General features: G+C 68.0%; 19 protein-coding genes. 15 read left to right on the top strand and 4 right to left on the bottom strand.

What is annotated here, in order from left to right:
* Positions 1-208: 208 nt before the first annotated feature.
* From rplU to proB, 4 genes are all read left to right on the top strand, one after another.
* Positions 209-520 (top strand): 50S ribosomal protein L21, encoded by a 312-nt coding sequence (gene rplU, locus ACWDUA_RS10595; RefSeq protein ID WP_020791077.1) that lies wholly within the window; start codon positions 209-211, stop codon positions 518-520.
* A 33-nt stretch (positions 521-553) separates the two neighbouring features.
* The gene (gene rpmA, locus ACWDUA_RS10590; RefSeq protein WP_020791075.1) at positions 554-817 is read left to right on the top strand and encodes a 50S ribosomal protein L27; all 264 of its coding nucleotides are present in this window, start codon (positions 554-556) and stop codon (positions 815-817) included.
* Positions 818-986: 169 nt separating this feature from the next.
* Positions 987-2,444, top strand: coding sequence for a GTPase ObgE (gene obgE, locus ACWDUA_RS10585; RefSeq protein WP_449750979.1), 1,458 nt, complete (start codon positions 987-989; stop codon positions 2,442-2,444).
* Complete coding sequence (proB, locus tag ACWDUA_RS10580; RefSeq protein ID WP_449750978.1) at positions 2,441-3,556, top strand: glutamate 5-kinase; 1,116 nt, start codon at positions 2,441-2,443, stop codon at positions 3,554-3,556. The genes obgE and proB overlap by 4 nt, the downstream gene beginning before the upstream one ends.
* 1,175 nt (positions 3,557-4,731) lie before the next feature.
* On the opposite strand, the gene ACWDUA_RS10575 is transcribed toward proB, so the two are convergent.
* The 4 genes from ACWDUA_RS10575 to ectA all read right to left on the bottom strand — a co-directional run bounded on the left by ACWDUA_RS10575 (position 4,732) and on the right by ectA (position 8,020).
* On the bottom strand, positions 4,732-5,607 hold the full coding sequence (locus tag ACWDUA_RS10575) for a Sir2 family NAD-dependent protein deacetylase (protein WP_449750977.1): 876 nt from the start codon (positions 5,605-5,607) through the stop codon (positions 4,732-4,734).
* A gap of 38 nt (positions 5,608-5,645) precedes the next feature.
* Positions 5,646-6,071 carry an ectoine synthase gene (locus ACWDUA_RS10570; RefSeq protein WP_449750976.1) on the bottom strand — a complete coding sequence of 142 codons (426 nt, stop codon included), beginning with the start codon at positions 6,069-6,071 and terminating at the stop codon, positions 5,646-5,648.
* Positions 6,068-7,363 (bottom strand): diaminobutyrate--2-oxoglutarate transaminase, encoded by a 1,296-nt coding sequence (gene ectB, locus ACWDUA_RS10565; RefSeq protein WP_449750975.1) that lies wholly within the window; start codon positions 7,361-7,363, stop codon positions 6,068-6,070. The genes ACWDUA_RS10570 and ectB overlap by 4 nt, the downstream gene beginning before the upstream one ends.
* A 102-nt stretch (positions 7,364-7,465) precedes the next feature.
* On the bottom strand, positions 7,466-8,020 hold the full coding sequence (gene ectA / locus ACWDUA_RS10560; RefSeq protein WP_449750974.1) for a diaminobutyrate acetyltransferase: 555 nt from the start codon (positions 8,018-8,020) through the stop codon (positions 7,466-7,468).
* A 187-nt stretch (positions 8,021-8,207) separates the two neighbouring features.
* Here ectA and rsmD point away from each other — a divergent pair, with 187 nt between their 5' ends.
* The 11 genes from rsmD to ACWDUA_RS10505 all read left to right on the top strand — a co-directional run bounded on the left by rsmD (position 8,208) and on the right by ACWDUA_RS10505 (position 20,650).
* The gene (rsmD, locus tag ACWDUA_RS10555; protein WP_449750973.1) at positions 8,208-8,759 is read left to right on the top strand and encodes a 16S rRNA (guanine(966)-N(2))-methyltransferase RsmD; all 552 of its coding nucleotides are present in this window, start codon (positions 8,208-8,210) and stop codon (positions 8,757-8,759) included.
* A 114-nt stretch (positions 8,760-8,873) separates the two neighbouring features.
* Positions 8,874-9,362, top strand: coding sequence for a pantetheine-phosphate adenylyltransferase (gene coaD / locus ACWDUA_RS10550; RefSeq protein WP_053778759.1), 489 nt, complete (start codon positions 8,874-8,876; stop codon positions 9,360-9,362).
* 162 nt (positions 9,363-9,524) lie between these two features.
* The gene (locus ACWDUA_RS10545) at positions 9,525-10,343 is read left to right on the top strand and encodes a DivIVA domain-containing protein (protein ID WP_449750972.1); all 819 of its coding nucleotides are present in this window, start codon (positions 9,525-9,527) and stop codon (positions 10,341-10,343) included.
* A gap of 67 nt (positions 10,344-10,410) precedes the next feature.
* Positions 10,411-11,049, top strand: a complete 639-nt coding sequence (locus tag ACWDUA_RS10540) for a YceD family protein (protein WP_449750971.1) — start codon at positions 10,411-10,413, stop codon at positions 11,047-11,049.
* Positions 11,046-11,789, top strand: a complete 744-nt coding sequence (rnc, locus tag ACWDUA_RS10535; RefSeq protein WP_449750970.1) for a ribonuclease III — start codon at positions 11,046-11,048, stop codon at positions 11,787-11,789. The genes ACWDUA_RS10540 and rnc overlap by 4 nt, the downstream gene beginning before the upstream one ends.
* A 20-nt stretch (positions 11,790-11,809) precedes the next feature.
* On the top strand, positions 11,810-12,715 hold the full coding sequence (gene mutM / locus ACWDUA_RS10530; protein WP_449750969.1) for a bifunctional DNA-formamidopyrimidine glycosylase/DNA-(apurinic or apyrimidinic site) lyase: 906 nt from the start codon (positions 11,810-11,812) through the stop codon (positions 12,713-12,715).
* A 100-nt stretch (positions 12,716-12,815) separates the two neighbouring features.
* Positions 12,816-13,277 carry an OsmC family protein gene (locus tag ACWDUA_RS10525; RefSeq protein WP_449750968.1) on the top strand — a complete coding sequence of 154 codons (462 nt, stop codon included), beginning with the start codon at positions 12,816-12,818 and terminating at the stop codon, positions 13,275-13,277.
* 4 nt (positions 13,278-13,281) lie between these two features.
* Positions 13,282-13,560 carry an acylphosphatase gene (locus ACWDUA_RS10520; RefSeq protein ID WP_449750967.1) on the top strand — a complete coding sequence of 93 codons (279 nt, stop codon included), beginning with the start codon at positions 13,282-13,284 and terminating at the stop codon, positions 13,558-13,560.
* 139 nt (positions 13,561-13,699) lie between these two features.
* Entirely contained in the window at positions 13,700-17,362 is a 3,663-nt protein-coding gene (gene smc, locus ACWDUA_RS10515; RefSeq protein WP_449750966.1) for a chromosome segregation protein SMC, read from the top strand.
* A 173-nt stretch (positions 17,363-17,535) separates the two neighbouring features.
* Entirely contained in the window at positions 17,536-19,131 is a 1,596-nt protein-coding gene (gene ftsY / locus ACWDUA_RS10510; RefSeq protein ID WP_449750965.1) for a signal recognition particle-docking protein FtsY, read from the top strand.
* 172 nt (positions 19,132-19,303) lie between these two features.
* Positions 19,304-20,650, top strand: a complete 1,347-nt coding sequence (locus ACWDUA_RS10505; RefSeq protein ID WP_449750964.1) for an ammonium transporter — start codon at positions 19,304-19,306, stop codon at positions 20,648-20,650.
* Positions 20,651-20,681 lie beyond the last annotated feature (31 nt).

Here is a 20,681-nt window from a genome sequence, read left to right as displayed (position 1 = left end):
CGCCTCTGGCGGAGGGTTCGAGCTGTGCCTGTCGCAGGACCATGCGCACAGTGGAGATCCCGTCGGCAGGCCCTCTGGAGTGACCGAGCGAATCCCGGCGTACCGCGCGGGGGCTCGCACGGCCCACGACAGATGCACACACCCACACAACCCGTGGTTCCCCCAGGGCGGACCACGGCCCGAGATGATGAGTAAGAGGACAGCTTCGATGGCAACGTACGCGATCGTCAAGACCGGCGGTAAGCAGTACAAGGTCGCTGAGGGCGACATTGTGAAGGTCGAGAAGATCGACGGCGAGCCCGGCACCACCGTGAGCCTTCCGGTGGCCCTGGTCGTCGACGGCTCCACTCTCACCACCGACGCGGACAAGCTCGCGGCGATCTCGGTCACCGGCGAGGTGGTCGAGCACGTGAAGGGCCCGAAGATCCGCATCCACAAGTTCAAGAACAAGACCGGCTACCACAAGCGCCAGGGTCATCGTCAGAAGCTGACGGTCCTCAAGGTCACCGGTATCAAGTAAATCGACTCACCTGTTCCCCAGGAGGACTGACAGATGGCACACAAGAAGGGCGCGTCCAGCTCGCGCAACGGTCGCGATTCCAATGCCCAGCGCCTCGGCGTGAAGCGCTTCGGCGGCCAGCAGGTCAGCGCCGGTGAGATCCTGGTCCGCCAGCGCGGCACCAAGTTCCACCCGGGCGTCAACGTCGGTCGCGGTGGCGACGACACCCTGTTCGCGCTCGCGGCGGGCGCGGTCGAGTTCGGCACCAAGCGTGGCCGCAAGACCGTGAACATCGTCCCGGAGACCGCTCAGGCCTGACCCGAGCGGTTCATCGGAACACCAGAGCTCTCACAACAGGGCGGGCAGGGGCATACGCACCCGGCCCGCCCTGTTGTTGTGGTTCGACACAGTTAATTGGTTCGACACACTCTCTACTCGTCTCAACTGCGATCGTCATCGGTGAGGATCGCGAACGGAAGGAATCGACATGTCGCGGTTCGTCGACCGGGTGACCATCCACGTCGCCGCAGGCAACGGGGGCCACGGCTGCAGCTCCGTCCACCGGGAGAAGTTCAAGCCACTCGGCGGTCCCGACGGCGGTAACGGCGGTAACGGCGGATCGGTGCGCCTCGTCGTCGATCCGCAGGTGCACACCCTGCTCGACTTCCACTTCCGTCCGCATGCCCGCGGCACCAACGGCAAGCCCGGCATGGGTGACAACCGGGACGGTGCCACCGGCGACGACCTGGTCCTGCCTGTGCCCGACGGCACCGTCATCCTCGGCACCGACGGCACCATCCTCGCCGACCTCGTCGGTGAGGGCACCACCTTCGAGGCCGCCCAGGGCGGTCGCGGGGGACTGGGCAACGCCTCGTTGGCGTCCAGGGCCCGCAAGGCGCCGGGTTTTGCGCTGCTCGGCGAGCAGGGCCAGGAACGCGACCTCATCCTCGAGCTGAAGTCGGTCGCCGACGTCGGCCTCGTCGGCTTTCCGTCCGCAGGTAAGTCGTCTCTGGTGTCGGTGCTGTCGGCGGCCAAGCCGAAGATCGCCGACTACCCGTTCACCACGCTGCAGCCGAATCTCGGTGTGGTGCAGTCGGCCGGTGACGTGTTCACCATCGCCGACGTCCCCGGCCTGATCCCCGGCGCATCCGCCGGGCGCGGCCTGGGCCTGGACTTCCTGCGCCACCTCGAACGCTGCGCGGTGCTCGCCCACGTCGTCGACTGCGCCACACTGGAACCCGGTCGCGACCCGGTGTCCGACATCGACGCGTTGGAGGCCGAGCTGGCCGCGTACCGGCCCGCACTGGACGCCGATCACGGGCTCGGCGATCTCGCCGAACGTCCACGCGTGGTGATCCTCAACAAGATCGACGTTCCCGACGCCGCCGATCTCGCCGACCTCGTGGAGAGCGACATCGCCGCGCGCGGCTGGCCGGTGTACCGGATCTCCGCGGTGGCGCACACCGGTCTGAAGGAACTCACCAACGGCCTGGCCTCGATGGTCGCCGATTACCGTGCGGCCCACCCGAAGCCGGCGGCGCGGCGGGCCGTGATCCGGCCCAAGGCGGTCGACGAGTCCGAGTTCAGCGTGATCCCGGATCCGGAGATCGAGGGTGGCTTCATCGTGCGTGGCGCGCGCCCCGAACGCTGGATCGCGCAGACGCAGTTCGGAAACGACGAGGCAGTCGGCTATCTCGCCGATCGCCTCAACCGTCTCGGCGTGGAGGACGAGCTCACCAAGCTGGGTGCGCAGCCGGGTGCCGCGGTGACCATCGGTGACATGACCTTCGACTGGGAGCCCACCACCCCGACCGGTGACGAGATCCCGATCACCGGACGTGGCACCGACATCCGGCTCGACCGGTCCGATCGTGTCGGTGCCGCCGAGCGTAAACAGGCACGGCGCCTGCGTCGCGGTCTGCCCGAGGAGGCCGACGACGAATGAGCGATGTCCGCGAACAGATCGCGCATGCCCGCAGCATCGTGGTCAAGATCGGGTCGTCGGCGCTCACCGACCTCGGCACCGGACTCGACATGGCCCGGCTCGACCGGCTCGCCGACGCCCTCGAGGCGCGGATGCGCGCCGGTTCCGATGTCGTCGTGGTCTCGTCCGGTGCGATCGGTGCGGGAATCGCGCCGCTCGGCCTGAAGAAGCGGCCCAAGGATCTCGCGACCAAGCAGGCCGCGGCGAGTGTCGGGCAGCTCGCCCTCGCGTATGCCTGGGGGACCAGCTTCGCGCGCTACGGGCGCACCGTCGGGCAGGTGTTGCTGACCGCCGACGACATCTCCAACCGCTCGCACCATGCCAATGCCCAACGCACCCTCGACCGGCTGCGTTCGCTCGGGGCGATCGCGGTGGTCAACGAGAACGACACGGTGGCCACCAACGAGATCCGGTTCGGTGACAATGACCGGCTCGCCGCCCTCGTCGCGCACCTGACCAGCGCCGATGCCCTGGTGCTGCTGTCGGATGTCGACGGTCTCTACGACGGTGACCCCCGCAAACCCGGCCCCGACGGACGACCCGCGCAATTCATCGCCGAGGTGAACGGCCCCGACGACCTCGACGGCGTGATCGCCGGTTCCGGCGGTGCTCTCGGCACCGGCGGCATGGCCTCCAAGCTGGCCGCCGCACGTCTCGCCGCAGACGGTGGGGTACCCGTCCTGCTGGCGTCGGCCGCCGACGCGGCGGCCGCTCTGAGTTCGGCCTCGGCAGGCACCGTCTTCGCCGCACGCCCGGAACGGTTGTCGGCCAGGCGTTTCTGGGTGCGGCACGCCGCCGACACCCACGGTCAGCTGGTCTTGGACGACGGCGCCGTGGCCGCGGTGTCCAAGCGTCGCCGATCGCTGCTTGCCGCCGGGATTCTCGCCGTGCGCGGCGGATTCTCCAACGGTGACGTGGTGGAACTGGTGGACGTCACCGGCGGGATCTTCGCCCGGGGCGTCGCATCGTATGATTCCGACGAGGTCGAGACCATGATCGGTCGGTCGACGAACGATCTGCCGCCGGACCTGCAACGGCCCGTCGTCCACGCCGACGATCTGGTGACGGTGTAGCCTCCGGGGTCTGCGGTGGTGGCGTCGTGTGGTCGGCCTGCGGGGGTTTCGACTCGACTTGTCGCTACGCTCCTCGTCGGCTCAACCATCGTGTGGCGGTTGCCGTTTGGTGGTTCTTACGATGGTGGTGGCGTTGTGTGCTCGGGCGTGGGAGGTTTCGACTCGACTTGTCGCTTCGCTCCTCGTCGGCTCAACCATCGTGTGGCTGTTGTCGGGTATCGGGTGCAAGTAGGCTCGAACATACACTGGTGCAACTAGTTTCGGTGGTTGAGCCGGGACCGAGCCCGAAGGGCGAGGACCCGTGTCGAAACCGGGTGGGACGACGATGTCGGTCGCTTCGCTCCTCGTCGGCTGAACCATCGTGTGGCTGTTGTCGGGTATCGGGTGCAAGTTGGCTCGAACATACACTGGTGCAACTATTTTCGGTGGTTGAGCCGGGACCGAGCCGGAAGGGCGAGGACCCGTGTCGAAACCGGGTGGGACGACGATGTCGGTCGCTTCGCTCCTCGTCGGCTGAACCATCGTGTGGCGGTTGTCGGGTATCGGGCGTAAGTTGGCTCGAACATACACTGGTGCAACTAGTTTCGGTGGTTGAGCCGGGACCGAGCCGGAAGGGCGAGGACCCGTGTCGAAACCGGGTGGGACGACGATGTCGGTCGCTTCGCTCCTCGTCGGCTGAACCATCGTGTGGCGGTTGTCGGGTATCGGGTGCAAGTTGGCTCGAACATACACTGGTGCAACTAGTTTCGGTGGTTGAGCCGGGACCGAGCCGGAAGGGCGAGGACCCGTGTCGAAACCGGGTGGGACGACGATGTCGGTCGCTTCGCTCCTCGTCGGCTGAACCATCGTGTGGCGGTTGTCGGGTATCGGGTGCAAGTTGGCTCGAACATACACTGGTGCAACTAGTTTCGGTGGTTGAGCCGGGACCGAGCCGGAAGGGCGAGGACCCGTGTCGAAACCGGGTGGGACGACGATGTCGGTCGCTTCGCTCCTCGTCGGCTGAACCATCGTGTGGCGGTTGTCGGGTATCGGGTGCAAGTAGGCTCGAACATACACTGGTGCAACTAGTTTCGGTGGTTGAGCCGGGACCGAGCCGGAAGGGCGAGGACCCGTGTCGAAACCCGGTGAGATGAGCGTGTCGGTAACCACGTCGACCCACGCCCGAGCAGATCGACTCAGTCGACCAACGCAGGCAACACCACGCCGCAGTAGTGATCGACCTTGAGATCGGCGATGTCGTCGGCGCGGGTACCGCCACGATTGACGACGACCAGGACCTTGCCGGTCCGATGGGCGTGACGTGCGAACCGGAGGCCGCTCATCACCGTCAACGACGACCCGGCCACCAACAGTGCATCGCTGGCGTCGACGAGGGAAAACGACTGCTCAACCAGATCTTTCGGGGCGTTCTCGCCGAAGTACACGATGTCGGGCTTGAGGGTTCCACCACACATCGGGCATTCGGCGACGATGAAGTCGGCGGTGTCATGGAGCACCATGTCCGCGTCCGGGGCCACCTCGATCGCACCCCGACCCGCCACGCGATCGGCGAATCCGGGATTGCGCTCCTCGAGCATGTCGGCGAGGCGGTGCCGGGACACGATCCATCCGCATCCCAGACACCGCACCCGGCCATACGAACCGTGCAACTCGATCACCCCGCGGGTGCCCGCCTTGGTGTGGAGCATGTCCACGTTCTGGGTGATCACCCCGCGTAACCGGGCCCGCCGCTGCAACGCCGTGAGCGCGTGATGGCCGGCATTCGGGCGCGCGGCGTCCATGTGCCGCCAGCCCAGATGATTGCGCGCCCAGTAGTGGCGCCGGAACTCCGGTGACGACAGGAACATCTGCGCCGTCATCGGGGTCCGGATGGGCGCACCGGGGCTTCGGTAGTCGGGAATACCGGAATCGGTGGAGATCCCTGCCCCGGTGAGTGCCGCGATCCGGGCCCCGTCGAGCAGTCCGCGCACGCGGGCGATCGAGCTGTCGACGTCGGCATCGGCCGGGGTCGGGTCGGCCGGAATCCAGGCGGCCTGCGGACGGGTACGCACCCTGTCCAGAATAGGCCGGTCCGGATCCGGCGGGTGGGTCAGGAACCGGACGAGTGACGCCCGGGCCCGGGCGCCGAGGTCACCAGCGGATACACGCCGTTCTCGTCGTGCACCTCGTCGCCCACGACCGGCGGATTGAACACGCACAGCATCCGCATGCGGGTGTCGGCGGTGACGGTGTGGCGTTCGTGCCCGTCGAGTAGATACATCGTCCCGGGGCCGAGCGGATACTTCTCACCGGACTCCCGGTCGTGCAGTGTGCCCTCGCCCTCGACCAGCCATACCGCCTCGATGTGGTGGGCGTAGTGGAACTCGTTGACCGTTCCGGCGTCGATGGTGGTCTCGTGGAAGGAGAATCCCACACCGTCGCCGGCCAGCACGATCCGTTTGGACACCCACTTGCCCGCGGGATCGGCGACGTCGCGGTCGGTGCCGGTGATCTCCTGGGTGGTGCGAACGATCATGCGAGGACCTCCTCGGTGGCGTCGACGAGAATCCCGAGTCCACGGTCGAGATCCTCCGTCGAGATGGTCAGTGGTGGAAGCAGTTTGACGACTTCGTCCGACGGCCCCGACGTCTCGGCGAGCAGTCCGGACTCGAAGGCCCGCGCGCACACCTCGCCGGCGTGCGCTGCGTCGTCGAAGACGAGTCCGCGGACCATGCCGCGACCGCGTGTCGACATTCCCTCGTGGCGACCGGCCAGCGCGGTGAGCACCTCCTCGATCTGGCGGCCCTTGATGTGGATGTCTCGGGAGAACGTGTCGTCGGCCCAGTAGTGCTCGAGCGCACGGGTGGCGGTGACGAAGGCCGGGTTGTTGCCGCGGAAGGTGCCGTTGTGTTCACCCGGTGTCCAGACATCGAGGTCCGGTCGGATCAGGGTGAGTGCCAGGGGAAGTCCGTATCCGCCGATGGACTTCGACAGGGTGATGATGTCGGGGACGATGCCGGCCTCCTCGAACGAGAAGAACTCACCGGTACGGCCGCAACCCATCTGCACGTCGTCGACGATCAGCAGCATGTCGTGTCGGCGACACAACTCGGCGAGGCCGCGCAGCCATTCGGGACGGGCGACGTTGACGCCACCCTCGCCCTGCACGGTCTCGACGATCACCGCGGCGGGCAGATTGAGTCCACTACCGGAGTCGTCGAGGACACGCTCGAACCAGGTGAAGTCCTCGACGACACCGCCGAGATACTTGTCGAACGGCATCGGGGTGGCGTGGACCAGCGGGATTCCGGCGCCGGCACGCTTCATCGAGTTGCCGGTGACCGACAGCGATCCCAGCGTCATGCCGTGGAAGGCGTTGGTGAATCCGATCACCGATTCGCGGCCGGTCACCTTGCGGGCCAGTTTGAGTGCCGATTCGACCGCGTTGGTGCCGGTCGGGCCGGGGAACTGGATCTTGTGGTCGAGTCCGCGCGGTTCCAGGATCTTGTCCCGGAAGGTCTCGATGAACCGGGCCTTGGCCACGGTCGCCATGTCGAGCCCGTGCACGATCCCGTCGTCCACCAGGTACTCCAGTAGGGCCTGTTTGAGCACCGGGTTGTTGTGGCCGTAGTTGAGGGCGCCGGCACCGGCGAAGAAGTCGAGGTAGCGGTCACCGTGGACGTCGGTGAGCCAGGAGCCACGTGCCTGCTCGAAGACCGTCGGCCAGTTCCGGCAGTAGCTGCGCACCTCCGATTCGTGCTGTTCGAACACGGACATGTCGGTGATGGTGGGGACCGCGTCGTCGACAGGGGAGTCGAGCAGGGTCATGGAAAGACACCTCCAGGGGTGGGATCGCGCCCGGATACGCTGACGTGCGTAGCCGGACAGACACGATCGGGTGATCGCGTTCAGCAGAAACCGTTGTGGCGCCTACGAAGTGGCGTCAGCGGTCGAATCGAACCCATCAGGTTCGAGGGTGTAGAGATCTTCGGGTTGATGGGAATCCGGGAACAGGTCCGCCGCGAACAGATCACGCCGTGAAAACCGAAGGCCGCGTTGGGCGGCCACCGCCGCGAACAGCCGCTGGGATGCGGGATTGTCCGGACTGATCGTGGTCTGCAGGCGCGAGACACCTTGTGCCGCAGTACGATCGAGAAGGTGATGCAGCATCGACGCGGCGATTCCGAGGCCGCGGTAGGACTCTCCGGTGGCCACCTGCCAGACCATCAGGGTGGCCGGGTCGTCGGGCCTGCGGTATCCGGTGACGAATCCGACTGCGGTGCCGTCGATCTCGGCGATGACCGAGGTGTCGGCGAAGTCGTGACACCAGAGGACGTAGGCGTATCCGGAATTGACGTCGAGAACCTGTGAACGCTCGGCGATCCGGTGGATGGCTGCGCCGTCGGTGACGGTCGGGACGCGCAGCGTGTGCGCCGTGGATGGCGCTCGGGGTGATGTGGCCGTTCTTGATGGGGACGGGCTCATAACGGTTTTCGACGCTAACAACCGTTGTCGTCGAATTCACCCAGCGACGAGAATCGGTCGTCGAAACACCGTCGTCGGCCCAGTTCAGCCAGCGGATGTGAGGTGGGACACATTCCTGTAACAAACGGGCGATGTCCGAATCGGGCATAGGTCCCGGGTCCGGAGGGGCACGCGCGACAATGTCGGGATGACACGCATCATCGCCGGCCGGTTTCGTGGCCATCGCATCGCGGTCCCCGACGAGGGCACCCGCCCGACGTCCGACCGGGTCCGTGAGGCGGTGTTCAACGTGCTCGGCACCCGTATCGACCTCGACGAGGCGCGCGTGCTCGATCTGTACGCCGGTTCCGGTGCCCTGGGGATCGAGGCGCTCTCCCGCGGTGCGACGTATGCGGAGTTCGTCGACAGCAGGCGGCGGGCCACCGCGGTGATCACCAAGAACCTGTCGTCGCTGAAGGTCTCGCGTGAGACCCGCGTCGTCACCGGCACCGCGGCGTCGTATCTGGCCGGCGGGACCGGCAGGCCGTTCGACGTCGTCTTCTCCGATCCGCCGTATGCGCTCGGTGACGAGGAGATGGCCGCCGACCTGACCGCGCTGGCCGGCGGGTGGCTGACCGAGGACGGACTGGTGGTACTCGAGCGGGATCGCCGCAGCGCAGTCGACTGGCCGGAATCGTTCGAGGTGATCGTGGACAAGACCTACGGCGACACGGTGGTCCAGGTCGCCCGCCTGGCCTGACCGACCCTGATCGATCCGTATGCCGGGCAGGAGTGTCGGATGGTCCGGCCGGAGGAGGCGGTCGGGGCCCGAGGGAGGGTCGGCGGAGGCGGGGTCGCAGGTAGGTTGACCGGCATGACAAGTGCGGTGCTCCCAGGCTCCTTCGATCCCTTCACCCGTGGCCACCGGTATGTCGTCGAGCGCGCGGCGCGCTGCTTCGACGAGCTCGTGGTGACCGTGGTGGTCAACCCCAACAAGCGGGGGATGTTCGACGTCGACGAACGTCTCGACCTGATCCGGCACGACTGTGCCGATCTGCCCAACGTGCGCGTCGACAAGTGGCGCGGACTGCTCGTCGACTATCTGACGCAGAACGGCATCCACGCGATCGTGAAGGGTCTGCGGTCGTCGGTGGACTTCGACTACGAACTGCCGATGGCGCAGATGAACCGTGAACTCGCCGACGTCGAGACCATGTTCCTGCTGACCGACCCGAGCTACGCCCACGTGTCGAGCTCGCTGGTCAAGGAGGTCGCCAAACTCGGCGGCGATGTGCGTCCGTTCCTCTCCGAACACATCCACGACCGGCTGCAGGCGGTCCTCGCGGGTGAACGACAGGTCTAGGGTTTTGCCGTTTCCCGGGCGTTGACCTCGAGTTTTCGACCTCCATAGCATCACACGACACGCCGACCACAGGGGCCTCCGCCGTCATAGTCGCAACATTCGGCACAATAGTCACAAGCGTTTCATCGACGGAACCAAGGCAGATGCCGGATTGGGGTGGCTGTGTACCGGGTATTCGAAGCACTCGACGAGCTCGTTGCGATCGTCGAGGAGGCACGGAGCGTCCCCATGACCGCGGGATGTGTGGTCCCGCGCGGGGATGTGCTCGAGCTCCTCGACGACATCAAGGACTCCATCCCCGGTGAGCTCGACGACGCGCAGGACGTCCTCGACCAGCGGGAGACGCTGCTGTCGGAGGCGCGCGATCACGCCGACACGGTGGTCACCGGTGCCGACTCCGAGTCCGAGGCGGTCCTCGCGCACGCCCGCGCCGAGGCCGACCGCATTCTCTCCGACGCCAAGGCCCAGGCCGACCGCATGGTCGAGGAGGCCGGGAACCACGGCTCGTCGCTGGTCGAGGACGCCACCGAGGAGGCCCGTCGCCTGTCGACCAGCGCGGCCCGCGAGTTCGAGGCGGTCACCGGCCGCGCCCGCGCCGAGGCGCAGCGCACCGTCGACGCCGCCAACAACACCTACGACAAGTCGGTGGCCGACGGCATCGCCGAGCAGCAGCGTCTGGTCAGCGAGGCCGAGGTGGTGGCCGCGGCCAAGTCCGAGGCCGAGCGCATCATCGATGCCGCCCACGCCGAGGCCGACCGGCTGCGCGGCGACTGCGACGTCTACGTCGACGAGAAGCTGGCCCAGTTCGAGGAGACCCTCACCAACACGCTGCGGTCGGTGAACCGCGGCCGGCACCAGCTGCGGACCGGTGCCGGCATGCACGATTACGTGGAGTACCCGCGCAGCGTCGACCACGAACCCGTTCGCGGTGGTCGGGGTCGGGGCCAGGAAGCCGAGCAGCCGTCGCCGATGGCGGTCTGAGCGTACCTGCCGACACGCGCCCGGGCGGGCATTCGATACTTGCCTGACCCGGGCGTATCGTGCACATGTGGCCGAAAATGCAGTGACCCCGGGAGTGCCCGCTTCGGGTACCGATGCCGTCGCCCGTGATCCGTTCGTCCTGGACATCCGGTCCTTCGGGCGCCGACCCGGCACCATGTCCGAGGTGCACCGGACCGTGACCGCCCCCGAACGCCTCGGCGTCGAGATGATCGCGATCCCCGCGGGGTCCGACGTCGATCTCGATCTGCGCCTGGAGGCGGTCAGCGAGGGCGTGCTCGTGACCGGAACGGTGTGCGGCGAGACCGCCGGGCAGTGTTCGCGCTGCCTGGAACCGCTCGACGGCACCGTCACGGTGTTCCTCACCGAGCTGTTCGCCTACCCCGACAGCCAGACCGAGCAGACCACCGACGCCGACGACATCCATCGGATCGTCGACGACCGGATCGACCTCGAGCAGTCGGTGATCGACGCGGTGGCCCTCGAGCTGCCGATGTCGCCGCTGTGCGAGGACGATTGCCAGGGGCTGTGCAGCGAGTGTGGTGTGCGGCTGGCCGTTGCCGAACCCGGACACGGACACGAGAAGATCGACCCGCGCTGGGCGGGTCTGGCCGGCAAGTTCGCCGATCTGAAGCCTGCCGATGGTCCCGCCCCCGGTGAGGACGCCGAACGGCAGGACAAGCAGTGACCGGCGGATCCCGCAAGGGCACCGAGGCCACCGAGTTCGCCTCCCTGCTGACCGCGGTCGGTACCGAGATCTCCGACGACCTGCTGACGCTGGCGCTGACGCACCGCTCCTTCGCCTACGAGCACGGCGGTCTGCCCACCAACGAGCGTCTGGAGTTCCTCGGCGACTCGGTGCTCGGCGTGGTGATCACCGAGCGGCTGTACGTGGGTTTCCCGGACCGCCCGGAGGGGGAGCTGGCCAAGATCCGGGCCAGCGTGGTCAACATGCACGCCCTGGCCGACGTCGCGCGCGATCTCGGTGAGCACGGGCTCGGCCACTACCTGTACCTCGGTCGCGGTGAGGAACTCACCGGTGGCCGGGACAAGGACTCGATCCTCGCCGATGGCATGGAGTCCCTGTTCGGGGCGATCTATCTCGAACACGGTCTCGAGACCTCGCGGCGTGTGATCCTCGGCCTGTTCGACGACGTGATCGATCGTTCCGGACATCTCGGCGCGGGCCTGGACTGGAAGACATCCCTGCAGGAACTCAGCGCCGAGCGCGGCTTCGGGCCCCCGCAGTATCAGATCTCCTCCACCGGCCCCGACCACAGCAAGGAGTTCACCGCCACCGCGGTGGTCGCCGGCGAGAAGATGGGCAGCGGTGTCGGACGGACCAAGAAGGAAGCCGAGCAGAAGGCCGCAGCCCTTGCGTGGCAGGCGATCTCGGATCGTTCGGATACTGCGTCGGCTGATGTCTAGCCGTCGCCGTGTGATCGCGGATGCCTGAACTCCCCGAGGTCGAGACCGTCCGCATCGGTCTCGCCGACCACGTCGTCGGCCGTCGGATCACCGACGTCGAGGTGGCCCATCCGCGTGCCGTCCGTCGCCATCCCGGTGGTGCGCCCGACCTGATCGGCAGACTGACCGGTAAGACGGTGACCGCGGCCCGACGCCGTGGCAAGTTTCTGTGGCTCGAGGTCTCCGACGCCACCGACGACGCCGCACTCGTCGTGCATCTCGGGATGAGCGGGCAGATGCTGATCTCGCAGCGCGATGTCCCCGATCACATCCACCTACGGATTCGGGCCGGACTCGACGGCGATCCCGGACACGACCCGCTCGGTGCCGAACTGCGCTTCGTCGACCAGCGGACCTTCGGTGGCTGGCATGTCGACGAACTGGTCGACGACCCGTTCCGGCCGGGCGAACAGGTACCGGCGTCGGTCGCCCACATCGCACCCGACCCGTTCGATCCGGGTTACGACCGCGAGGTCGTCGTCGCCCGGATGCGGGCCAAACACACCGAGATCAAACGGGCCCTGCTCGATCAGACGGTGATCTCCGGGGTCGGCAACATCTATGCCGACGAGGCATTGTGGCGCGCCAAGCTGCATGGCACACGGATGACGGACACGTTGGCGCCCAAGCGGATTCGTGAGTTGCTCGACGCCGCGACCGAGGTGATGGCGCAGGCGCTCGCAGTCGGCGGGACGTCATTCGACGCGTTGTATGTCAACGTCAACGGACAGTCCGGCTACTTCGAGCGGTCACTGAACGCCTATGGTCGAGCCGGACAACCGTGCCGCCGGTGCGGTCGACTGATGCGCCGCGAGCAGTTCATGAACCGCAGTTCGTTCTCCTGCCCGGGGTGTCAGCGTCGGCCATCGGTCCGCGCCGGCGACTGACCCGGGAAGCAAGCCGCCCGCTCCGACGTTGACCGGGCGTCGGATATCCCATCCCACCGATCCCTTTCCACCGATCGCCGAGCGAGGAGTTCCATCCGCGATGACCACCGAGCAGCAGACCGCAGGGCAGCAGACCGATGCGAACGCCGCGCCGCACACCGAGCTGTGGGTGCAGCGCACCGGTACCCGCCGCTACACCGGGCACAGTTCGCGTGGGGCGCAGGTGCTGGTGGGGTCCGAGGACGTCGAGGGCGTGTTCACCCCGGGTGAACTGCTGAAGATCGCGCTGGCCGCCTGCACCGGCATGTCATCGGATCGGCCGCTTTCGCGACGCCTCGGTGACGAGTACGACGCCACCATCCGCGTATCCGGGGCCGCCGACCGCGAGAACGAGCTCTACCCGCGACTCGAGGAGGTCCTCGAGGTGGACCTATCCGAACTCGATCCCGAGGCGGCCGAACGGTTGCTCGTCGTCGTACAGCGCGCGATCGACGCGGTCTGCACCGTGGGCCGCACCCTGAAGGCCGGCACCACCGTCGACCTGCGCATCGAGACGGAGTGATCCGATGAGTGGCGACACCCGCGTGACCGCCTATGTGCACGGACATGTGCAGGGCGTCGGCTTCCGCTGGTGGACCCGGGCGCGTGCCCTGGAACTCGGGCTCGTCGGCTACGCCGCCAACCAGGCCGACGGCCGGGTGCGCGTGGTCGCCGAAGGACCCGACGACAAGGTCATCGCACTGATCGACCTGCTGCGGTCGGGGCGAACGCCGGGGAGTGTGGACCTCGTCGTCGAGGCCTTCGACACCCCGCGCGGTGATCTCACCGGCTTCGTCGAGAAATGACCTCTCACACCCTCCACACTTGCGCAAATACCCCGGGAAAGTGGGGGTGTATCTGCGCAAGTGTGGAGGGTTTGCGGCGCACCACGCGGGCTACGGCCTACGGCCACCACAGCGGCCTGCTCAAGTAGGCTTGACTGCCGTGCACCTCAAGTCGCTCACCCTCAAAGGCTTCAAGTCCTTTGCGTCGGCGACGACCCTGCGCTTCGAGCCCGGCATCACCTGCGTGGTGGGTCCCAACGGGTCGGGCAAGTCGAACGTCGTGGACGCCCTGACCTGGGTGATGGGGGAGCAGGGGGCCAAGGCCCTGCGCGGCGGCAAGATGGAGGACGTCATCTTCGCCGGCACCTCCGGCCGCGCCCCGCTGGGCCGCGCCGAGGTGACCCTGACCATCGACAACGCCGACGGCGCGCTGCCGATCGAGTACTCCGAGGTGTCCATCACCCGGCGGATGTTCCGCGACGGCGCCGGTGAGTACGAGATCAACGGCAGCACATGCCGGCTCATGGACGTCCAGGAACTGCTCTCGGACTCCGGTATCGGCCGCGAGATGCACGTCATCGTCGGTCAGGGCCGCCTGGCCACCATCCTGGAATCGCGGCCCGAGGATCGTCGTGCCTTCATCGAGGAGGCCGCCGGTGTACTCAAGCATCGTCGGCGCAAAGAGAAGGCCGTCCGCAAACTGCAGTCGATGCAGGCCAACCTCGACCGGTTGACCGACCTCACCGCCGAACTGCGCCGGCAGCTCAAGCCGCTCGGCCGGCAGGCCGAGGTGGCCCGCCGCGCCCAGACCATCCAGGCCGACCTGCGCGATGCGCGGCTGCGGCTGGCCGCCGACGACCTGGTGACCCGACGTGGCGAGATGGCCGAACACACCGAGGTCGAAGACCAGATCCGCCGTGAACAGAACGACGTGGCCACCGAGCTCGACGCGGTGAACGCCGACCTCGCCGCACAGGAGGAACACCTCGCGCAGGTGATCCCGGCCGCCGAGGCCGCCGGCCGCGCCTGGTTCACCCTCTCGGCACTGGCCGAGCGTGTCGACGCCACCGGCCGGGTCGCCGCCGAACGCAGCCGCTACCTCGACGAACCGGTCGGCGAGTCGACCGGTCCCGACCCCGAGGAACTCGAGGAGCAGGCCCTCGAGGCCGCCGAGAACGAGGCCGAGATGACCTTCGCGGTGGAGACCGCCGCCGAAGGACTCGAGGCCGCCCAGGTCGAACTCGAAGAGCGTGAACGTGCCGCCGCGGCCGCCGAACAGGCACATATGGCCGCGGTGCGGGCCATCGCCGATCGCCGCGAGGGTCTCGCCCGTCTCGAGGGCCAGGTCGACAGTCTGCGTACCAAGGCCGATTCCGTCGACGCCGAGACCGCCCGCCTGACCGCGGCGATCGCGGCTGCCGCCGAACGTGTCCAGCACGCACAGGTCGAGCAGGACGGCGTCGCGGCGTCGCTCGGGGAGCTCGAGACCTCCGAGCGCGGACTCGACGAGCACCACGAACGTTGTGTCACCGCGCTGAACCGCTCCAACGAGCGGGTCGCCACCCTGCAGGCCGAGGAGCGGGAGGCCGCCCAGCGTATCGCCTCGCTGTCGGCGCGGATCGAGGCGCTGTCGGTGGGCCTCGAACGCAACGACGGTGGTGCGTGGCTGTTGGCCAACGCTCCCGACGGGCTGCTCGGCCCGGCATCGGAGCAGATCACCGTTCGGGCCGGTTTCGAGGCCGCGGTGGCTGCGGCCCTCGGCGGCGCGGTCGACGCCGTCGCCGCCGCCGACCCGGATGCGGCGCTGCGTGCACTCGATGCGCTCAAGGCCGGTGACGGTGGTCGGGGAGCGCTGATCATCGGCGGTCCAGACAGCATCCGCCCAGACAGCATCCACCCAGACAGCATCCGCCCAGACAGCATCCACCCCGACGGCATCCGCCCCGACCGCAGCAGGTCCCTGCCGGATGGCGCTCGGTGGGTGAGCGACGTCGTCGACTGCCGGGAACCGATCCGCGGTGCGATCGAGATGATCCTCGGCGACACCGTCGTCGTCGACTCGGCAGCGCTGGGACTCGACGTGGCCCGCAACCTCGGCGTACGCGCGGTGACCCGAGACGGCGACCGCATCTCGAGCGCCGCGGTGGAGGGCGGGTCCGCGCACCGGCCGTCGACGCTGGAGGTGCAGTCCGCGATCGACACCGCATCCGACGAACTGACCGCCACCCGCCGGCGCGCCGAGGAATTGACCGCGGCCCTCGACGGTGCCCTCACCGAACAGCAGGAACGTCGCGAGTCGGCCGAGGAGGCCCTGGCGGCACTGCACGAATCCGACAGTGCGGTGGGTGGCGCCTACGAGCAGCTCGCCCGCCTGGGCCAGGACATCCGTGCGGCGCAGGCCGAGAGCGACCGCCTCGCCCGCCAGCGCGACAAGGCCGAGGAGGGGCGGGCCGAGACCGTCGCCCGACTCGAGGAACTCGAACAGCGGCTGAGTATGGCCCAGGACGAGGGCGCGGAGGAACCGGCCGACGTCGACAGCGGCGAGCGGGGGATCGCGGCCGAGGCGGTGGCGATCGCGCGCAACACCCAGATGGAGGCGCGGCTGGCGTTGCGGACCGCCGAGGAGCGGCTCGCCTCGGTTCGTGGCAAGGCCGACTCGCTCCGCCGCGCCGCCGAACGTGAACGTGACGCCCGAGAACGCGCCCGCCTGCAGAACGAGGTCCGCCGACAGGCCGCCACCGTCGCCGCGGCGGTCGCGGCGTCGGCGGGGGAGTTGGCGCAGCGCCTGGTGTCGGCGGTGGCGACGGCACAGGCCGGCCGCGACGAACTCGAACAGGTACGCCGTGAGCGGACCGCGACCCTCGACGAACTCAAGACCCGATCGGCCACCCTGACCCAGCGACTCAACACGCTCAAGGACGCGGTGCACCGCGACGAGGTGGCGCGCGCACAGTCGGCCCTGCGGATCGAACAGCTCGAAGAGCAGATCATGGAGTCGTTCGCGATGTCGCCCGACGACATCGTCGCCGAGTACGGCCCGGACATCCCGATGCCGCCGTCGGCGCTGGAGATGAGCGAGTACGAGGCCGCCAAGGCCCGCGGCGAGCAGGTGGTGGCACCCGCTCCGATGGGCTACGACCGCAAAACCCAGGAGGCCCGTGCCAAGAAGGCGCAGAGGGACCTCACCACCCTCGGCAAGGTCAACCCCCTCGCCCTCGAGGAGTTCGCGGCACTCGAGGAACGCTACAACTTCCTGTCCGCGCAGCTCGAGGACGTCAAGGCGGCGCGCAAGGACCTGCTCGAGGTGGTCGAGGAGGTCGACGCACGGATCCTGCAGGTGTTCACCGAGGCCTACGCCGATGTCGAGCGCGAGTTCGCCCAGGTCTTCTCCACCCTGTTCCCGGGTGGCGAGGGACGGCTGGTGCTGACCGATCCGTCGGACATGCTGACCACCGGTGTCGAGGTGGAGGCCCGTCCGCCGGGCAAGAAGGTGAAGCGGTTGTCGTTGTTGTCCGGTGGCGAGAAGTCGCTGACCGCGGTGGCGATGCTGGTCGCGATCTTCCGGGCGCGCCCGTCTCCCTTCTATGTGATGGACGAGGTGGAGGCCGCCCTCGACGACACCAACCTGCGGCGCCTGATCAGTCTGTTCGAGCAGCTGCGGGAGCGGTCGCAGCTGATCGTGATCACGCACCAGAAGCCGACCATGCAGATCGCCGACGCCTTGTACGGCGTGAGCATGCGCGGTGACGGCATCACCACGGTGATCTCGCAGCGGCTGCGTGGGGTGGAGATCCCGGTGTCGACGCCGCCCGATCCCGTATGACCCGGCCTGCCCCACCGACCGGACCGCCGCGAGACACCGTCCGGCAGTCACAATCCTCTTCAGACCCCAGACAATCTCTGAGAACCCAGACCATCTCTGAGAACCCAGAACTCCTCTGAAAACGCTGCGGGCCCGCATCACGCGGACCGGCCGGCGAGAACAGGACAAGCAGAGTGAACACCGAAGTCATCATCGGCATCGTCGTGGCCGTCGTCGTGATCCTGGCGCTGCTCGCGCTGGGGGTCGTGCTGCGCCGCCGGCGGCAGATCTCGCTGAAGGACACCACCCCCGACGTCCAGGTGACCGACGGCAGCACTCCGCAGGTCGACAGATCCGGTGGCTACAAGGCGGGATCGGGGTTCACCTTCAGCCAGGGCGGTGGCACCACGGTGGCCCCGCCGCCGGAGCCCGTGCGGCCGCCCGTCGAGCGCACCGAGACCGACGGGCAGCCCGCGGTCGGTGACGACGCATCGGTGCCGCGCGATTCGGCGCAGCGCCCGGTGACCGAGGTCGGCCTGCCCGAGCTCGACGACCGACCCGACACCGCAGCACCCGAGTCCGCAGCACCCGAGTCCGCAGCACCCGAGGCCGCTGCAACCCCGTCCGCTGCACCCGAGGCGGCACCAGAGACCGAGGCGACGCCCGCCGAGGTCGAGGACACCGAGTCCCCGGTCGTCGAGCCCCCGACATCGCAGGCCGAGGCCGCCCGGCCCGCCCAGTCAGAAACGGCCGAGACCCAGGTCGCACACCCCGGCGCGCCCACCCCGACCGAGGCCCCGGCCCCGGAGCCGGAGATCACCGCCCCGGCCGATGCCGCGGAGGCCGCGGTCACCCCGCCGCGCGAGGAGATCGCACCGACCGCCGGCCGCCTGGGGCGCCTGCGCGGCCGGCTGTCGCGGTCGCAGGGTGCGATCGGCAAGTCGATGCTCGGCCTCCTCGGTGCCGGTGACCTCGACGAGGACAGCTGGGAGGAGATCGAGGACACCCTGGTGATGGCCGATCTCGGGTCCACCGCCACCACTGCTGTCGTCGAGCGTCTGCGCACCGAACTGGCGACGACCCCCGTCCGCAACGCCGACGAGGCCCGAGCCCTGCTCAAGCGTGTCCTGGTCGATCAGCTCCACCCGGAGATGGATCGCGCGGTGCGCGCGCTGCCACATGCGGGTGCCCCGGCGGTGGTGCTCGTGGTCGGCGTGAACGGCACCGGCAAGACCACCACCACCGGAAAGCTCGCCCGAGTCCTCGTGGCCGACGGCCGTCGGGTGCTGCTGGGCGCCGCCGACACCTTCCGTGCCGCCGCGGCCGATCAGCTGCAGACCTGGGGTGAGCGTGTGGGCGCCGGCATCGTGCGTGGCAAGGAACAGGCCGATCCGGCGTCGGTGGCCTTCGACGCGGTCGCCAAGGGCATCGAGGACGGCGTGGATGTGGTGATGATCGACACCGCCGGACGCCTGCACACCAAGACCGGCCTGATGGACGAGCTGGGCAAGGTCAAGCGCGTCGTGGAGAAGAAGGCACCGGTCGACGAGGTGCTGCTGGTACTGGACTCCACGGTGGGCCAGAACGGCCTCACCCAGGCCCGTGTGTTCGCCGAGGTGGTCGACATCACCGGCGTCGTGCTGACCAAGCTGGACGGTACCGCCAAGGGCGGCATCGTCTTCCACGTCCAGGAGGAACTGGGCGTTCCGGTGAAGCTGGTGGGCCTCGGCGAGGGTGCCGATGACCTCGCCCCATTCGAGCCCGAGGCCTTCGTCGACGCTCTCCTGTGACCTGTACTCCTGAGAGGACGCTGAAGTCCGACCTGGGAGGTTACGTGGCCGCAATACAAACCGGCCACCGGTTCACATGCACGAAACGTCAGGGCACCACTGCTGAAACCAGGTGGCGACAGTCTCTTTGAAGGCGCCGAGCCGTCGGCGCGGCTTAGGGAGGTTTCTTACAGTGGTTTCTGCACTGCCGGAAAGCGTATTCGGAGAGTTCGACACAGGCGACACGGCGTGGGTCATCACCGCGGCTGCACTGGTGTTGCTGATGACTCCCGGTCTGGCTTTCTTCTATGGCGGCCTGTCGCGGGGCAAGTCGGTCCTCAACATGATGATGATGTCGTTCGGGGCACTCGCCACCGTCAGCGTCATCTACGTCCTGTGGGGTTTCTCGATGTCGTTCAGCGACGGCATCACCGGTAACAGCGACATCGGCGGAATCTTCGCCAACCCGTTCGCGCTGTTCGGCTCGGATCAGCTGATGAACACCGCGACGATCGACGGCAAGGAAGCGGTCGTCACCGCGGGCCTGTCGATCCCGGCGGTCGTGTTCCTCGGCTTCCAGCTGACGTTCGCGGTGATCACCGTCGCCCTGATCTCGGGTGCGGTCGCCGAGCGTGTGAAGTTCTCCACCTGGCTGGTCTTCACCGTGCTGTGGGCCACCATCGTGTACTTCCCGCTCGCCCATATGGTGTGGGGCGGCCTCGTCGGTGGCGGCGGCATCATGGGCGGTGGCGAAGACGGCTTCGCCGCTTGGATGTTCGGCACCACCGACGGTGCGGCCAACGTCGCTCCGATCGACTTCGCCGGTGGCACCGTGGTCCACATCAACGCCGGTATGGCAGGCCTGGTCCTGGCCCTGGTCGTCGGCGCGCGCGTCGGCTTCGGCAAGACCGCCTACCGTCCGCACAACATCCCGTTCGTCATGCTCGGTGCCGCACTGCTGTGGTTCGGCTGGTTCGGCTTCAACGTCGGTTCGGAGCTCGCCGCCGACCTCACCGCGGGCAAGGTGTGGCTGAACACCACGGCCGCCACCGCCGCCGCGATCGTCGGCTGGCTCGCCGTCGAATGGATTCGCGACAAGCACGCCACCAGCGTGGGTGCCGCCTCGGGTATCGTCGCCGGCCTGGTCGCCATCACCCCTGCCTGTGGCGCCCTGACCCCGGTCGGATCGCTGATCCTCGGTGTGATCGCCGGTGTGCTGGCCGCACTCGCCATCGGTCTGAAGAACAAGTTCGGGTATGACGACTCCCTCGACGTCGTCGGTGTGCACCTCGTCGCGGGCCTCTGGGGCACCATCGGCGTCGGTCTGCTGGCGCAGGGCACCGGCCTGTTCTGGGGCGGTGACTACAAGCAGGTGGTCGTGCAGATCGTGATCGCCTTGTTCGCCCTCGCGTTCACCGGTGTCCTGACCGCGATCATCGCCCTCATCCTCAAGCCGCTGGGCTGGCGTGTCGACGCCGACGAGGAGAAGAGCGGCATCGACGAGGCAGAACACGCCGAGACCGCGTACGAGTTGGCCTGACTCGCGCATCGTTGACCACTACGCTTGATAC

It is taken from the genome of Gordonia sp. NPDC003376 (assembly GCF_053589235.1).
The sequence above is the reverse complement of the archived record's forward strand: the minus strand, read 5'-3'. Positions and strand labels throughout refer to the sequence as shown.

What these genes read in the sequence shown, in the direction of transcription:
- rplU (WP_020791077.1), top strand. Translation starts at nt 209, where the DNA reads ATGGCAACGTACGCGATCGTCAAGACCGGCGGTAAGCAGTACAAGGTC.
- rpmA (WP_020791075.1), top strand. Translation starts at nt 554, where the DNA reads ATGGCACACAAGAAGGGCGCGTCCAGCTCGCGCAACGGTCGCGATTCC.
- obgE (WP_449750979.1), top strand. Translation starts at nt 987, where the DNA reads ATGTCGCGGTTCGTCGACCGGGTGACCATCCACGTCGCCGCAGGCAAC.
- proB (WP_449750978.1), top strand. Translation starts at nt 2,441, where the DNA reads ATGAGCGATGTCCGCGAACAGATCGCGCATGCCCGCAGCATCGTGGTC.
- ACWDUA_RS10570 (WP_449750976.1), bottom strand. Translation starts at nt 6,071, where the DNA reads ATGATCGTTCGCACCACCCAGGAGATCACCGGCACCGACCGCGACGTC.
- ectB (WP_449750975.1), bottom strand. Translation starts at nt 7,363, where the DNA reads ATGACCCTGCTCGACTCCCCTGTCGACGACGCGGTCCCCACCATCACC.
- ectA (WP_449750974.1), bottom strand. Translation starts at nt 8,020, where the DNA reads ATGAGCCCGTCCCCATCAAGAACGGCCACATCACCCCGAGCGCCATCC.
- rsmD (WP_449750973.1), top strand. Translation starts at nt 8,208, where the DNA reads ATGACACGCATCATCGCCGGCCGGTTTCGTGGCCATCGCATCGCGGTC.
- coaD (WP_053778759.1), top strand. Translation starts at nt 8,874, where the DNA reads ATGACAAGTGCGGTGCTCCCAGGCTCCTTCGATCCCTTCACCCGTGGC.
- mutM (WP_449750969.1), top strand. Translation starts at nt 11,810, where the DNA reads ATGCCTGAACTCCCCGAGGTCGAGACCGTCCGCATCGGTCTCGCCGAC.
- ACWDUA_RS10525 (WP_449750968.1), top strand. Translation starts at nt 12,816, where the DNA reads ATGACCACCGAGCAGCAGACCGCAGGGCAGCAGACCGATGCGAACGCC.
- ACWDUA_RS10520 (WP_449750967.1), top strand. Translation starts at nt 13,282, where the DNA reads ATGAGTGGCGACACCCGCGTGACCGCCTATGTGCACGGACATGTGCAG.